Origin of the sequence: Pseudomonas boreofloridensis (assembly GCF_030580795.1) — a bacterium.
Taxonomy (GTDB): domain Bacteria; phylum Pseudomonadota; class Gammaproteobacteria; order Pseudomonadales; family Pseudomonadaceae; genus Aquipseudomonas; species Aquipseudomonas boreofloridensis.
In genome coordinates this window covers 51668-66330 of sequence record NZ_JAUQOQ010000015.1, presented here as the reverse complement: position 1 = coordinate 66330, position 14663 = coordinate 51668, and the positions used below count along the sequence as shown (strand labels likewise).

At 60.2% G+C, this 14663-nt stretch carries 12 protein-coding genes; 6 read left to right on the top strand and 6 right to left on the bottom strand.

Features of this window, described 5'->3' with window-relative positions; genetic code table 11:
• Positions 1 to 61: 61 nt before the first annotated feature.
• A complete protein-coding gene (locus tag Q6A47_RS17480) occupies positions 62 to 841 on the top strand; it encodes an AraC family transcriptional regulator (protein WP_304484926.1) in 780 nt (259 codons plus the stop codon).
• 9 nt (positions 842 to 850) lie between these two features.
• On the opposite strand, the gene Q6A47_RS17475 is transcribed toward Q6A47_RS17480, so the two are convergent.
• The gene (locus Q6A47_RS17475; protein ID WP_029612585.1) at positions 851 to 1435 is read right to left on the bottom strand and encodes a LysE family translocator; all 585 of its coding nucleotides are present in this window, start codon (positions 1433 to 1435) and stop codon (positions 851 to 853) included.
• Positions 1436 to 1694: 259 nt separating this feature from the next.
• On the opposite strand from Q6A47_RS17475, the gene Q6A47_RS17470 reads away from it, so the two are divergent.
• The gene (locus tag Q6A47_RS17470; protein ID WP_116888189.1) at positions 1695 to 3263 is read left to right on the top strand and encodes a TerC family protein; all 1569 of its coding nucleotides are present in this window, start codon (positions 1695 to 1697) and stop codon (positions 3261 to 3263) included.
• Here the strand turns inward: Q6A47_RS17470 and rarD are convergent.
• Positions 3229 to 4113 carry an EamA family transporter RarD gene (gene rarD, locus Q6A47_RS17465; RefSeq protein ID WP_116888190.1) on the bottom strand — a complete coding sequence of 295 codons (885 nt, stop codon included), beginning with the start codon at positions 4111 to 4113 and terminating at the stop codon, positions 3229 to 3231. The genes Q6A47_RS17470 and rarD overlap by 35 nt on opposite strands.
• A gap of 34 nt (positions 4114 to 4147) precedes the next feature.
• Complete coding sequence (locus Q6A47_RS17460) at positions 4148 to 5734, bottom strand: EAL domain-containing protein (RefSeq protein ID WP_304484925.1); 1587 nt, start codon at positions 5732 to 5734, stop codon at positions 4148 to 4150.
• Between the two features lie 304 nt (positions 5735 to 6038).
• Between Q6A47_RS17460 and hppD the strand changes: the two genes are divergently transcribed.
• Complete coding sequence (gene hppD / locus Q6A47_RS17455) at positions 6039 to 7115, top strand: 4-hydroxyphenylpyruvate dioxygenase (protein WP_304484924.1); 1077 nt, start codon at positions 6039 to 6041, stop codon at positions 7113 to 7115.
• Positions 7116 to 7129: 14 nt separating this feature from the next.
• Here the strand turns inward: hppD and Q6A47_RS17450 are convergent, their stop codons facing one another.
• The gene (locus Q6A47_RS17450) at positions 7130 to 7906 is read right to left on the bottom strand and encodes a CSS-motif domain-containing protein (protein WP_304484923.1); all 777 of its coding nucleotides are present in this window, start codon (positions 7904 to 7906) and stop codon (positions 7130 to 7132) included.
• Between the two features lie 321 nt (positions 7907 to 8227).
• Here Q6A47_RS17450 and Q6A47_RS17445 point away from each other — a divergent pair, with 321 nt between their 5' ends.
• A complete protein-coding gene (locus tag Q6A47_RS17445) occupies positions 8228 to 10294 on the top strand; it encodes an ATP-binding protein (RefSeq protein WP_304484922.1) in 2067 nt (688 codons plus the stop codon).
• 6 nt (positions 10295 to 10300) lie between these two features.
• On the opposite strand, the gene Q6A47_RS17440 is transcribed toward Q6A47_RS17445, so the two are convergent.
• Together Q6A47_RS17440 and Q6A47_RS17435 are read right to left on the bottom strand one after the other, a co-directional pair.
• Complete coding sequence (locus Q6A47_RS17440) at positions 10301 to 11881, bottom strand: response regulator (protein WP_304484921.1); 1581 nt, start codon at positions 11879 to 11881, stop codon at positions 10301 to 10303.
• Between the two features lie 109 nt (positions 11882 to 11990).
• Positions 11991 to 13049 (bottom strand): tetratricopeptide repeat protein, encoded by a 1059-nt coding sequence (locus Q6A47_RS17435; protein ID WP_304484920.1) that lies wholly within the window; start codon positions 13047 to 13049, stop codon positions 11991 to 11993.
• 205 nt (positions 13050 to 13254) lie between these two features.
• Between Q6A47_RS17435 and Q6A47_RS17430 the strand changes: the two genes are divergently transcribed.
• Both Q6A47_RS17430 and Q6A47_RS17425 read left to right on the top strand, forming a co-directional pair.
• Positions 13255 to 14142, top strand: a complete 888-nt coding sequence (locus tag Q6A47_RS17430; RefSeq protein WP_295487096.1) for a pirin family protein — start codon at positions 13255 to 13257, stop codon at positions 14140 to 14142.
• Positions 14143 to 14358: 216 nt separating this feature from the next.
• Positions 14359 to 14634 carry a DUF1652 domain-containing protein gene (locus Q6A47_RS17425; protein ID WP_304484919.1) on the top strand — a complete coding sequence of 92 codons (276 nt, stop codon included), beginning with the start codon at positions 14359 to 14361 and terminating at the stop codon, positions 14632 to 14634.
• Positions 14635 to 14663: the final 29 nt, after the last annotated feature.

Below are 14663 nucleotides of genomic sequence, written 5' to 3'. Positions count from 1 at the left end.
AGGGTGGTGTGGTCACGTTCCCAGGTTGCACAGCCCTGCCGGGCGACCTTGGGAAGTGGGTATGAGCACCCACTCGCAATTCTGGCGCGATTCAGCACTGCCCTTCGTCGAAGCGCGGCGGGTCGGGGATGGTCGTGAAGTCTGCTATGGCCCGCATTCCCATGAGAGCTTTTCCATCGGCGTGGTGACAGGTGGGCGCAGTACCTATCTCAATGGTCACCAATGGCGAGAACTGGCAGCGGGTGCCACCGTCCTGATGAACCCGGGTGCAGTCCATGCGTGCAACCCCATCGCCGATGAGCAGTGGTCGTACCTGATGCTGTATGTGGATCTGCCCTGGCTGCAGGCCCAGGGGTTCGTGCTGCCAGTGGCGACGTGGAGTGATTGTCCCCGTCTCTATGGGCACTTGCTGGAGGTGTTCGGGCAACTGTTCGACGGTCACACCGTGAATGCCGAGGCAATGCTGAAGACGTTCTTCAGGGCGCTGCCGGTGTATCTGGAGGTGCCCGAGCCACGGCCGCTATCGGCTCATCCCCAATTGGAAACCGCAGCGGCCTTTATTCGCGCCCATCGGCTCGATCCGTTGAGCCTCGAAGACATCTGCGCGGCAGCGGGATTGTCGCGGGCCTATCTGATTCGTGCCTTCCGCCGTCGCTTCGGCCTTACCCCGCATGGTTACCTGATCGATCAGCGTGTGCAGCATGCGCGGGCTGAGCTGCGTCGGGGGCGGGGCATCGCCGAAGTGGCGCTGGAGGCCGGGTTCGCCGATCAGGCGCATTTGCAGCGCGCCTTCAAGCAACACCTGGCGGCAACGCCTGGACACTACCGCAGCGGTCGGTGATCCAGCCCTTCAGGCCAGCATCAGATACGCCGCGCTGACCACCAGCAAGCCCGCCAGTAGCCGATTGAACAGGCGCATGTTCCGGGCATTGCCCAAGTAATGGCTGATCATGCTGCCCGCCCAGGCCCAACTGGCGACCGACACAAAGCAAATGGGCGCGTACAGCCAGGTGAACAGCCACAGCAACTGGTGATCGCCGCCAGTATAGGCGCCGATACCGGCCACCGAGGCCAGCCATGCCTTGGGATTGAGCCACTGCATCACCGCGCCGTGCCAAGCCGAAGGTGCCTGGCTCTGGTGCCCGGTGTGCAACTCGCCCCTGTCGCTGGCCAGCTTCCAGGCCATGTACAGCAAGAACAGCACACCGCCCCAGTGCAGCAGACGATTGAGCAGTGGCCAACGCAGCAGCAGTTCGTGCAGGCCCAGGCCGATCAGCACAAGCAACAGGCAAAAGCCCAGGCTGGCACCGGCGGCGTGTCCCAGGCTGGCCCGCAGACCGTGTCGCGCGCCGCTGCCCAGCGCGACGATGTTGACAGGGCCTGGGGAAATCGAAGCGGCCAAGGCGAAAGCGGCCATGGACAGTGACAGGCTCATGGAAGGCGTCCTCGTTGTTCTATGAAGCGGCCATGCTCTTGCAGGGGGCACTGCGGCGTATTGAACGAAAGTGCTCAGCGACCGGTTACAGTTTTTGTAATAGTTTCCCGCTGTCAGAAAAACCTGCTTCGATTGTAGGATCGACATCCCAAATTACACTTAAGGCCCTTATGAGCACCTTCGCGGAGCCCCCCAGTCCCTGGCCGTCCCGGCCGCCCTTCATGCGTCGTCCTGACGCGTTCCCCGAGAGTACCTGCTGATGGAATGGCTAGCTGACCCCACGGCCTGGCTGGGCCTGCTGACACTCATCGTGCTCGAACTGGTGCTGGGTATCGATAACCTGGTGTTCATTGCCATCTTGGCCGACAAACTGCCCCCGCATCAGCGTGACCGCGCCCGGGTGATTGGTTTGACGCTGGCATTGGTGATGCGCCTTGGCCTGCTGGCCTCGATCTCGTGGATGGTGACGCTCACTGCGCCGCTGTTCGAGGTATGGGGCAAGAGCTTCTCAGGTCGAGATCTGATCATGCTGTTTGGCGGCGTATTCCTGCTGTTCAAAGCCACCATGGAGCTGCACGAGCGCCTTGAAGGGCATGTCGCCCAAAGCAGTGCGGGTGCACGTCACGCGGCTTTCTGGCCGATCGTCGCGCAGATCGTGGTGCTGGACGCGGTGTTCTCGCTGGATGCGGTGATCACCGCCGTGGGCATGGTCGAGCATCTGTCGGTGATGATGATCGCAGTGATCTTCTCCATCGGCATCATGATCGTGGCCAGCAAGCCGCTGACCCGTTTCGTCAACGCCCACCCGACGGTCATCATGCTGTGCCTGGGCTTCTTGATGATGATCGGCTTCAGCCTGACCGCCGAAGGCTTGGGCTTCCACATTCCCAAGGGCTATCTGTATGCGGCGATCGGTTTCTCGATCCTGATCGAGGCGTTCAACCAACTGGCCCGGGCTCGTCGCAAGCGCAGCCTGCAACAGCACCGCCCGCTGCGCGAGCGCACCGCCCACGCGGTGCTGCGCCTGCTGGGCGGGCGTCGTGTCGAGGCTGACGAACTGGGCGAGGAGATCGCCGATCTGGTCGAAGGCGGTGAAGAACAGGTGCTGTTCGACCGCCGCGAGCGCGTGATGATCAGCGGTGTGCTGAACCTCGCCGAGCGGCCGATCCGGACCGTGATGACCGTGCGCACCGAAGTCGATGCGCTGGACCTGGCGCAGTCGGCCGAGATGATCACGCAGACGCTGATCAACTCGCCTTACTCACGGCTGCCGCTGATTCGTGACGGTCGCATCGACGAGCCTCTGGGCTTCGTTCACAAGAAGGAGTTGCTCAAGGAATTGCTGACCGGTAGTACCCCGGACCTTGAGCGAATGGTGCGCCAGCCGCTGAACCTGCTGGAGAGCTTCAGCATTCTCAATGCGCTGGAGCAGATGCGCGGACAGTCGACGCACATCGCGTTCGTGATCAACGAATTCGGTGATTTCACCGGCGTGCTGACCATGACCGACATTCTTGAGTCGATCGCCGGTGAGCTTCCCGATGCCAGTGAGGTGGCCGGGCCGGAGATCGTCCAGGAGGTCGATGGGTTCGTCGTCAACGGGGCGCTGAACCTGACCCAGGTGCAGGCGCGAACCGGCTTCGCCGCCCGCGCCACCGAGGATTACCAGACCCTCGCCGGACTGGTGATGAGCCTGCTCGACCGCCTGCCGATGGTCGGCGATCAGCTCGACTGCAATGGCTGGCGCATGACGGTGATGGCGGTGCAGGAGCGCCGAGTGCGCCAGGTGCGCCTTACACCGCCCGCCGACGCTGACGCAGGTGCTTGATGCCCTCGAGCACCAGGACCAGTACGGCGGCCCAGATCGGCAGATAGGTCAGCCACTGATCCGAGGTGATGGTTTCGCCCAGCAGCAGTGCCACGCCAACCAGCAGCACCGGTTCGACGTAGCTGAGCAAACCGAACAGGCCAAAGGGCAGTAAGCGGCTGGCCAGCACGTAGACGATCAGCGCCGAGGCGCTGATCGCACCGAGCAGGGGAATCAGCCCATACAATCCAGGATGGGCGGCCAGGTCGGCCGTTGTCAGGGGGCCCTCGATCACGAAGTACAGGGCCCAGGGCAGCAGCAGGCACATGTCGCACCACAAACCGCCCAGGTGGTCGGTGCGGCAGCGTCGGCGCAGGACGAAGTAAATCGGGTAGCCCACCACCACCACCAAGGTTTCCCAGGCGAAGCTGCCATGCTGGTACAACTCGTGGCCAACGCCTAGGGCAGCGCAGCCCACGGCCAGTTTTTGCAGGCGTGAGAGACGTTCGCCATAGACCACTCTGCCCGTGAGCACCATTGCCAGGGGCAGTAGGAAGTAGCCCATCGATACTTCCAGACTGCGCCCATGCAGCGGTGCCCACAGGAATAGCCACAACTGGATGCCCAGCAGCGATGAAGTGCCGATCATGCCGAGCAGCAGGGCGGGTGTCTGGCGAATCCGTGTCAACAGTTCGCCGACATGGCGCCAGTCCTTGCTCAGTAGCATGAACAGGGTCAGGCACGGCAGGGTCAGCAACGTTCGCCAGCCAAAAATTTCCTCGCCGTCGAGCGGAGCAAGCAGGGAGGTGTAGAAATACATCACGGCGAACAGACAGGACGCCATGACGGACGAGATGATGCCTTTTGACACGAAAGCCTCGATAGCTGGAGAGTGAACGGACCGATCAACCGGGCATGATGGCAGCGGGGGTGTCCGGGGGCAACCGGCCGCTTGAGGAACGTGCGGCGAGTGCCTGGATAAAGGCCTCCAGTGGCATGGGCCTGGCATGCAGGTAACCTTGCTGCAGATCGACCTGATGTCGCGCCAGGTAATCCCGCTGCGCCTCGGTTTCCACCCCTTCAGCGACCACCGCCAGATCCAGCTTGCGCGAGAGCTCGATGATGGTGTCGAGGATGTGCTGCGAGAGCGCGTCGCCGCCGATCATGGCGACGAAGCTCTGATCAATTTTCAGATAATCGATGTTGAACTGACGCAGGTAGCTCAGGCTGGATTGCCCGGTACCGAAGTCGTCCAAGGCGATCTTTACGCCCATCTGGTGGAGTTTCTCAAACAGTTCGAGGGTCATCGGCGTGACTTCGAGCAGCTTGCGTTCGGTCAGTTCCAGCGTCAGCAGCACCCGTCCTGGGGGAAAGAAGCCGAGGAAGGCGCGACACTCGTCGAGCAGGGTGAAGTCCTGGCAATGATCGGCGGTGATGTTGATGCCGATGTGAAAGCCTTCATCCATGAAGGCTGCATAAGGCGCCAGACCTCGGGCGGTGCGCAGCATCAACGCGCGAGTCATGGGTACGATCTGCCCGCTGTGCTCGGCATAAGGGATGAACAGGTCAGGGGGCACCAGCCCCTCGCGCGGGTGCTGCCAGCGCATCAGCACCTCAGCCCCGGCCCAGCGATAGTCGCTTGTGCGCACCACGGGCTGGAAATACGGGGTGAACTCGTCGGCCTGCAGCGCCCTGTCCAATTCGCTGCGTGACGAGGACGCCCGGCGCAGTTGCCAATGGCAGGTCATGCCGATAAATGTGCCGATGACACACAGCAGGGCGAGCAGCGCTGGATAGTGGCTGTAGAGCGTGCGCAGCGATTGATGTGCGCGATAGCCGCCATGTACACCGAACGGATAGCGGGAGGAATACAGCGATATTGGCGTGCTGCCTGTCAAAGGCGGCTTTGAGAGGTGCACCCGACCGTCGGCACCCATCCAGTGCGTGCCGACCTGAATCTGCAGGGCTTCGTCATTGGCAATCAACTGCAAGGCGGTAATGAGGTGATCCCCATCCACCGTGAGCAGAACGCCACGCCCAGCCTGGTGGGTTCGATAGACCAGCAGCGCGTGGTCGGGCGTGACCGTGTTTCCATCCATCAACCACAGTTGGCCCTCGGTGTAGCGCATCGCTTCGACCGGCTCATGAATGGCGCCAAACAGGGACGAGCAATAAAGTATGTCGTTGGCGAACAGGTTGGTCGAGCGGATGAACGCGTTGCGCGTCACCTGCTCGCGCAGTGCGAGCGTCACCTCTGCGCAAGGGCGGCCTGCCAGCGGCGCCAGGATCTTCGCTGCGGCCGACACGCTGTCGAGAATGCGTTCGACGTGATTGACCACCTGTCGTGCCGTGGCCACGCTGCGCTCGTGCAGGTTACGCTCGACTTGCCACTCTAGCAGTACCAATCCGCACAGCAGCGGCAGCGCGCCAACCGTCCAAGGGAGCAGAGCCCGCCAGGTTCGATGACGTTGACGTTCAAGCGTGAGAGGCATGTGAGTCTTGAGGTGAGTGGCTGCCGACAGCACAAGAATAGTCGGTGATGCGTCCGCACACTGAACGAGTGCGCGACAAAGGAAATTACGCCCTGTAGAATCAAGTTACGAATACAAGAATAAGGTTTCCCGTTTTGGGGAACCGACCCAGCCGAGAACATTGCTATGGCGTATCACGGGTTCAAGCTTCTCATCGGTGATTTTCTCGCCCGCAGCGTCAGGGGAATTCCCTGCTCGCCGCCTGTCCTGTCTGACATCCCACGCATTCGAGCATATTCATTCTGTTACCGCTGAGGATAACGACATGGCAGATCTTTTCGAAAACCCGATGGGCCTGATGGGCTTCGAGTTCATCGAGTTCGCTTCCCCCACCCCTGGCGTTCTTGAGCCCGTGTTCCAAGCATTGGGCTTCACCAAGGTGGCTACCCACCGTTCCAAAGAGGTGCACCTGTACCGCCAGGGCGGCATCAATCTGACTCTCAACAATGAGCCCAAGAGCATCGCGGCGTACTTCGCTGCCGAGCATGGCCCGTCGGTATGCGGCATGGCGTTTCGCGTGCGCAACGCGCACGACGCTTACGCTAGAGCGTTGGAACTCGGCGCGCAGCCGGTTGAGATCGAAACCGGTCCCATGGAGTTGCGCCTACCGGCGATCAAGGGTATCGGTGGTGCACCGCTGTACCTGATCGACCGCTTCGAAGAGGGCAGCTCGATCTACGATATCGACTTCAACTTCATCGAGGGTGTCGATCGTAATCCGGTTGGGGCGGGACTGCAGGTGATCGATCACTTGACTCACAATGTCTATCGCGGGCGCATGGCCTATTGGGCCGGTTTTTACGAAAAGCTGTTCAATTTCCGGGAAATTCGCTACTTCGACATCAAGGGCGAGTACACCGGCCTCACTTCCAAGGCCATGACCGCACCTGATGGCATGATTCGCATTCCGCTCAACGAGGAGTCTTCCAAGGGCTCCGGACAGATCGAGGAATTCCTCATGCAGTTCAACGGAGAGGGCATTCAGCATGTTGCCTTCCTCACCGACGATCTGCTCAAAACATGGGATGCCCTGAAAGGTATTGGCATGCGCTTCATGACGCCGCCTCCCCAGACTTACTACGAAATGCTCGAGGAGCGTCTTCCAGGGCATGGCGAACCGGTCGATCAACTCAAAGCTCGAGGTATTCTCCTCGACGGCGCATCGGTGTCGGGAGATAAGCGCCTGTTGCTCCAGATTTTCTCCGAAACCCTGATGGGGCCCGTGTTCTTCGAGTTCATCCAGCGCAAGGGAGATGATGGTTTCGGAGAAGGAAACTTCAAAGCGCTCTTTGAATCCATCGAGCGTGATCAGGTTCGTCGAGGCGTGCTGAGCGCCGAGTGATCACACGTGTCGGGTCAAGCCGCCGGTCGCCGACTGGCGGTTTTACCGTCGATGTTGACCCTTCGATTACGCAGGCTCCAGATCACGACGGCAGAAGTGAGTGCACTGATCAGCACCAGTGAGGGGAGCACGCTGTTTCTTGCCTGGCGTGCTTCCGCGGCAGTGAAGCCTTGCGGATAGCCGACTTTTATTCGGTATCCGTACTTCTTGGAAACACCGCCTTCCAAGAACTCCGACATTGAGGGGCGTATTTGCTCACGGCTGTCGCCCTCTGTCCAAATGTACTGATCGCCGACTTCAACGATCAGACGCAGGCCATTTTTGAAAGCGCGTAGTTCGTTGCGTATTTCCAGTCCATAGGTTGTGGCGACGACTGAGCGGTCGCCGTTGACCAAGCGATAGGCGACCAGTGCGCCATCGGGTATCGCGGTCGAATCGAAGATCAACCGGAGGGTCTGGTCCGGGGCAAAGTCGGGAAGTTCCATGGTCTCCATGCTGCGGCATATTCGCCCCGCGCCCTGATTGACGATCAGCGATTGCAGTCTAGGGTTGCCTGCGACCTGGGCGGCGAGTCTGTTCTGAATGTCCTGGCAGGGTTTTGTCCCTGACGGCAGGGCGAGTACTGCTGCGGCGCGCAGACCATCGAACAGACGGTCGAACGTGAACAATGCTTCGTCTACGGCGATCTTCGCGCTTTGCTCCAAGCGTTTATTCAATTGATAGTCCATGACGAGCAGCCCAGAGATCAGTGGCGCAGCACCGATCAGCAGTGCGATCGCCAGAGCGACCATGCGACGGCTTTGATGCTTTGGATGCCTTGATATGCTCATTGATTTCCTAATCCGATAGTGGAGGACTCCAAGAGCCTAAGGCTGTGTCTGGGGCCACGCTGTAGGTCATATCTGTAGCGTATGAAGCAAGGCATGCTCAAGGCGTGGGATTGATTACGCCTACCCCCCGAGCCAACGGTGGACGCGCGTCTGCCAGGCGGCACTGGCGATCCATGTGCTAGGCTCAAACCCACCTCAATACTGCCCAGGAGTTGCCATGGACCCGGAAACTCTGCTCCGCTACTCCATCTTCGTCGTCATGCTAGAACGGGAGTCTGTTCCGTGAATGCTGGCAAAGCGGCTCGTATGGGTGCTACACAGGTGATTCACCTAGCGGCAGCTTCCTGTTCTGCACAAATGGCGGGCGAACACATCACGCGTTTCGACTGGGGGCCGACACCGCTCGGTGCCTTGACGCAATGGCCGCCGTCACTGCGAGTGGCGGTGGATATCATGCTTTTGTCGCCATTTCCGTGTGCATTGGTATGGGGTCGAGCACTCACGCTGATACCTAACCGCAGCTACACGGCGCTTCTGCCCGGTGTCAAGCAATCACTCGGCATGCGCTTTGATCTGTTGTGGCACGAGGAGTGGCCGCGTATCGGCCCCTGGGTCTTCCAGGCACTGGAGGGGCGTGCGAATTTCATTGATGCACCCATTCAGTTGAACAGCCATGAACATGATGGCCCGGCCTGGTTCGCCTTTGGCTACGCCCCACTGCGTGACGAGCAAGGTGCAGTGGCCGGGCTCCTGCACACGGCGATCGACAACACCGCCAGCATGGAGCAGGTCAGGCAGTGGCGCGAGCAGGCGCAGGGTTTCGAGCATCAGGTGGGGCAATATCTGCCCAGCAGCGATCATCTTTGGCGAATGGCGCGCGATGCGATGGTCGTCGTCAGCCGTGAGCTTACGCTGCTGGCTGCGAATGAAGCCTGGCAACGGGTACTGGGATGGGACGTGCAGGGCATGGATACTGTTGCCCTGGTGGACCTGGTTCATCCCGGTGATCGCGCGGAGGTCAGGTTGGCCATCACCGACTTGCTACAGGGAAAGGCGGTCCATGAAGTCGAGTCTCGGCTCAAGCACAGAGATGGACATTATTGCTGGATGTGCTGGAGCGCCCGCTCACAAGGGGACGTCCTGGTGGCAGTTGGGCGTGATATCACCCAGGAGCGCTCCAGTATCGTACGCGAGGCCGAAGGCCTGCTCCGTGACAATCAGCGCATGGAAATCGTGGGCCAACTGGCAGGTGGAATGGCCCACGAAATGAACAATCTGCTGGCCGGCGTCGGTGGGAGCTTGGAGTTGCTCCAGCGACGGATGGGCCAAGGTCGAATGGAGCGCATCGACGAGTACGTCCACGTCGCGCGCGACTCAGTGCAGCGTGCCATGGCCCTTACGCACCGGCTGCTGGCCTTCGCCCGAAGCCAGCCGTTGCAGCCGCGCCCGGTGAACGTCAATACCCTGCTGCTGGAATTGAAACCGCTCGTGCATCAGGCGCTAGGCCCGGATTTCGACGTTCACTGGCAATTGGATGTTGCGCCCTGGCCAATACGGGTGGACTGCGCCCAGTTGGAGATCGCCATGCTGCATTTGTGCAGCAACGCGCGGGATGCGGCGGCTGAGCAGGGCGTGCTGACCGTTCGCACGTCGAACGAGCGCTTGCCGGCTCGGACGCTGCATGGAGAAAGCATACCGGCCGGAGACTATGTCGCCATTCTTGTCGAAGACGGGGGTACCGGCATGCCGGCAGAGATCCTCAGCCGCGCGTTCGAGCCGTTTTTCACCACCAAACCGAAAGGTCGGGGCTCTGGGCTGGGGCTTGCGATGGTCTACGGGTTCGTCCACCAGTCAGGCGGTCATGTGTGGATCGAGTCCAGTCCCAGTGACGGTACCGTAGTGACTTTGCTATTTGCCCGGTATCCGGGTGATTTGCCGGCCAGCGACTCCGATATACGCGCTTGTGAACGCAAGCGTGGGAACGGGGAACGGATACTGTTGGTCGACGATCAGCTCAATCTCAGGGCATTGATGCGAGAGGTGCTGGTAGATAACGGTTTCGAGGTGCACGAGGCGGGTGACGCCGTGCAGGCATTGGCGTGCTATGAGCAGGACGGCCCCTACGACTTGGTCATTACCGATATAGGTCTGCCGGGAGGCATGAGTGGTCGGCAGGTTGGCAAAGCGATCCGCCAGACCAGGGCAACACAGAAAATGCTGTTCATTACCGGCTATACCGAGCAACCGCTGGAGCGCAGTTTGCTTGGAAAACCGGGTACTGCATTGATGCTCAAGCCATTTTCGCTGGAAAACCTGGTCGGCAAGGTCTATCAGATGCTGGATGAGTAGCCTGTATCAGTGGTCAGCGAGCAGCTTGAGGATCTGATCACGAAGCTGCTGCAGTTCGAACGGTTTGCACATCAGGTGCATTCCCGGATCGAGAAAATCATCTCGGGAAATAGCGGTCTCTGCGTAGCCGGTGATCAGCAAGATCGGCAGGCCTGGACGTAGCGTCCGCGCGATTTCTGCCAATTGGCGGCCGCTCATCCCCGGCAGCCCAACATCGCTGAGCAACAGGGACACCTGCGTGCCGGAGCCTAGCATCTGCAGCGCTTGTGTGGCGTCGTGGGCAGTCAGGCAAGAAAGCCCGTCTTCGGTCAAGGACTGATAGAGCAATGCGCGGACATCGCGGTCATCTTCGACGATCAGTATCGGTCCCTCGGTGCTGCCAGGGCGACGGAGCAATGTGGCGGGAGCGGGGGCTGCCAGGCTCCGAGGCAGGTACAGATCGATTTGAGCGCCATGACCTACTCGGCTGCGCAGGGTGACATATCCATGGGATTGCCGGCTGAACCCATACACCATCGACAAGCCCAGACCTATTCCTTGGCCAACAGGTTTAGTACTGAAAAACGGCTCGAACGCATGATCGAGGGTGATCTGTGACATGCCTTGGCCGGTGTCGATGACGCTCAAGCGGACGTAATCGCCGGTACTCAGACCGCTTTGTGGAAAACACAGCGCATCGATGTGCTCGTTGCACGCCTGGACAGTAAGCTTGCCACCATTGGGCATGGCCTCACAGGCGTTGCATAACAGGCTGTCCAACGATTCCTGCAACTGTTGAGCGTCTGCTTGCAGGGCCCATAAATCCTCCGGTACGTTCAGCACAAGCTGAACGCACTCGGGCACGATTGCACGCAGTCGCTGAGGATCAAGCAGCGTATTAAGCTCGAGTGTTTGCTTCTGCAACGATTGGCGAGAGGAAAATGCCAACAACTTGTGTGTCAGCTTGGCCCCGCGCGCCACCGACTCACGACCCATACGCACAACCTTGTCCAGGTCTTCGAGGCGGCCCTTTTGTAATCGTCGCTCGATAAGTTCGAAGCTTCCCCCGATGCTGGTCAGCAAGTTATTGAAATCATGGGCGAAACCACCAGCGAGCTGACCAATGGCATCCATTTTGCGCCTATGCTGGAGAGTGTTGTCGTCACGCGCCGCATAGGTTTCAAGCCGATCGGTGAGTTCGCGCAATGCCTCACGGGCAAGATATTGACGCTTTCGGGTGCGCATTGCCTGTTCAGCCAAGCTCAGTAACTGCGCCTCATCGAAGGGATGGTACAAGCAAGACAGATTGCCAAGGCTTTGTGCTAGCGCCGAGCCGCTGCCTGTCTTCATCATCAAGATCGGCAAGTCAGACCAGTTCGGCTGGGCGTCGACAAACTGCTGGAGTGGGGATATTTGATCAGTGGACAGCACCTGCTCATCGACCAAGACCAGCGCTGCGCCCTCATTGAGCCACACCCCAAGACGTTGGTTGTCAGTCGTGCACAGACACGTGATGCCACCGCCTGAAAGCATCTTCGAGGCCTTAGCGGCAACGTGCTGCGGCGCCAGAATGAGCGCCCTTTCGTCGTAGGGCAGTGAACCTGACAAGACCAATCTCCCGAGGGTGGGGCGGCCTGATGCGATGGGGCATTCAGCGAGCCGATACTCACTGGACCGCCTATTTTCCGTCAGGGTTCAAAGTGCTTGTAAGAAAGGGCTACAAGCCCTGTTGCAGGTATGGATCGTCGGGATTTTGCCGCTCAAGTTCGGCGAGCAACACCTGAACGTTCTGCAATTGTCCAGTCTCTTTCCAGTAGCGGATCAGTTGCACCCGCGCACGGCGATTGGCGGGTTGGCGATCCAGCAGGTTTTCCAGCTGCTTTTGCGCGGCCTCTACCTGTTCAAGGTCATGCAGGGTAATGGCCAAGGTGTAGCGGTAGTCGGCGTTGTCAGGTTCGAGTTCGACTGCGCGCGATAGGGCAAGCAGGGCATACTCGCGTTGTCCGTGGCGTAACAGCCAGAGACCGAGCTCATACTGCAGAAATGCGGAGTCTGGACGCAGTGCCAACGCCTGTGCGAGCACTTCGCGGGAGGCATCGTGCCGGTCCATGGCCTCTAGCAGTCGCACCTGGGTTGCCAGTGCATCCGGATCTTGCGGCGCCAATCTCAGGCTGCGGGCGAGGGCGGCTTCGGCACTTGGGAAGTCTCGCTCGTGCAAGTACAGCCGCGCCAGATGGGTCTGGGCCTGAGCATCGTCTGGCTGTTGCTCGAGGGCTTGCTGGTACTGCTCGAGCGCTGATTGCAAAGGGCGGAAATACAGGCCGATGGCGTCCGGATCCAGGCCCATCAACGCGTCTACGGCGGCGAAGCGCACGCTTTGCTCTTCATCTTCGAGCAACGGCCCCAGCACCAGACTGCGCTGGGCGGGTGGCAACAGGCGTCGAATGCTGGCAATGGCTGCGCGCCGGACCAAAGGAGCACCGTGTTCAAGGTCCTGCTTGGCCAGCTTGAGCGCCTGGGGGGAAGGGTAATTGGGTAACTCGTTGTACAGCGCAGCCCGACGGATCGGGGTGAGATCGTCCCGCTGGAGTTGCTGATAGAGCACCCGGGCGGCGCCTGGCAGTCCGGCATGGGCCTGCCGTAACGCTTTGGCGTAGCGTTCGGCAGGTGGGCCGGGAGGCGAGGATGCGGGAGTTCGCCACACGACAAGGATGGCCACGGCCAGAACCACCAGCGCGAGCGGCAGCGCGATCAGGTAACGGTGACGAATGGACATCAGCTGTTCCGTGAACTCGGGAGTGCAGAGCTTGGGACAGGTGGAGGTCAATTGCAACGGTGTCGCGGCTCGAGCTCGCGATCGATATGGGAAACACTTACACGCCCACTGTCCTGCTGATAGGACTATTAAAGCTGCTTTGAGCGGCTAATTACCCATTGCCTGGGTTGGTAGACTGATCCTCAGCCAAATGAGGAGTTTTCCCATGAAACAGGTTCTGAGTGTGCAACGAAGCCCACAGCCGCACTGGGTAGGCAATGGCTTTCCCGTGCGCAGCCTTTTTACCTATGATCGGCAGGCAGCGCATGTCAGCCCATTTCTCCTGCTCGATTACGCCGGTCCCCACCTATTTGCCCCCACTGAGGCGCGTCGCGGTGTCGGGCAGCACCCGCACCGCGGCTTTGAGACCGTCACCATTGTCTACCAAGGCGAGGTCGAGCACCGCGACTCCACGGGCGCAGGCGGGCTGATCGGCCCGGGCGACGTGCAGTGGATGACCGCGGCGGATGGGATCATTCATGAAGAGTTTCATTCACCGGCGTTTGCTCGGCAGGGCGGCACACTGGAAATGGTTCAGTTGTGGGTCAATCTGCCCGCCCGCGACAAGCAGGCAGCGCCGGGCTATCAGACATTGCTCGACCGAGATATCCCCCGCGTGTCACTGGCGCACGGCGCCGGCAGCTTGCGCGTGATTGCTGGCGAATATGAAGGATACAGCGGCCCGGCGCGGACATTCACCACCATGGATGTATGGGATATCCGTCTTGATGCAGGCGCTACCCTGCAATTGCCGATCAGCACCGGGCGCAACGCTGCACTGGTCGTGTTACACGGTGCGCTAACCGTCAACGATTCACAGCGAGCCGCCGACGGCGAGCTTGTGCTGCTCACACGTGAGGGCGAAAACGTTCGTGTGGCGGCGCAGCAGGATGTTTCGCTGTTGCTGCTCAGTGGTGAACCCATTGACGAACCCATCGTTGGCTATGGGCCGTTCGTGATGAATACGCAAGCGCAGATCGCCGAAGCATTCGACGATTTTCACGCTGGGCGCTTCGGCAAGATACCCGCGTCGACATCGGCGCCGGAACGGTGAACCGAGTCCTGTTTGGCCGTCCGTCACCTGGCCAGGAAGAGTGCTCGAACTAACAGGGTCGCGTGATGCTCATCCGTTAAGGCGTAGCGTGTGATCGCGCGGCTCAATTAGCCGCCCTGATAACCACGTGTTAGCTCACAGGCAATATCCATTGGCAAAGGACAGGTAGATGGCGTAATCCCTCATCTGGCCATCCACCGTTTTGAGGGTCTGACGATGTCTCTGAGTGGCGTTTCGATGCTGGAAATGCGTCAACTGATCGAGCAAGCCTGCCTGCCAGACCGGTGCGAGGTCAGTAGTCGCGATGGCGTGAGCTTGACCATCCGGCTTGGCACGGGCTCAAGCCTTGCCGACTGCGTGATAATGACCGACGTGCGACTGGACAGCCTGAACAGTTCTCGCGATCTGATTGGCCTGCTTGGAAAGCTCAAGGAAGGGCAGCGCCTGGGGCACCTAGCGCCGCAAAAGGCGTCGCCTCATCTACAGGCCTGACTCTAGGCGGATGCATGTGGGGTTGGTGT

Excerpts from the sequence above, each read along its gene's own strand:
- Q6A47_RS17480 (WP_304484926.1), top strand. The coding sequence starts at position 62 with ATGAGCACCCACTCGCAATTCTGGCGCGATTCAGCACTGCCCTTCGTC.
- Q6A47_RS17475 (WP_029612585.1), bottom strand. The coding sequence starts at position 1,435 with ATGAGCCTGTCACTGTCCATGGCCGCTTTCGCCTTGGCCGCTTCGATT.
- Q6A47_RS17470 (WP_116888189.1), top strand. The coding sequence starts at position 1,695 with ATGGAATGGCTAGCTGACCCCACGGCCTGGCTGGGCCTGCTGACACTC.
- Q6A47_RS17460 (WP_304484925.1), bottom strand. The coding sequence starts at position 5,734 with ATGCCTCTCACGCTTGAACGTCAACGTCATCGAACCTGGCGGGCTCTG.
- hppD (WP_304484924.1), top strand. The coding sequence starts at position 6,039 with ATGGCAGATCTTTTCGAAAACCCGATGGGCCTGATGGGCTTCGAGTTC.
- Q6A47_RS17450 (WP_304484923.1), bottom strand. The coding sequence starts at position 7,906 with ATGGTCGCTCTGGCGATCGCACTGCTGATCGGTGCTGCGCCACTGATC.
- Q6A47_RS17435 (WP_304484920.1), bottom strand. The coding sequence starts at position 13,049 with ATGTCCATTCGTCACCGTTACCTGATCGCGCTGCCGCTCGCGCTGGTG.
- Q6A47_RS17430 (WP_295487096.1), top strand. The coding sequence starts at position 13,255 with ATGAAACAGGTTCTGAGTGTGCAACGAAGCCCACAGCCGCACTGGGTA.
- Q6A47_RS17425 (WP_304484919.1), top strand. The coding sequence starts at position 14,359 with ATGTCTCTGAGTGGCGTTTCGATGCTGGAAATGCGTCAACTGATCGAG.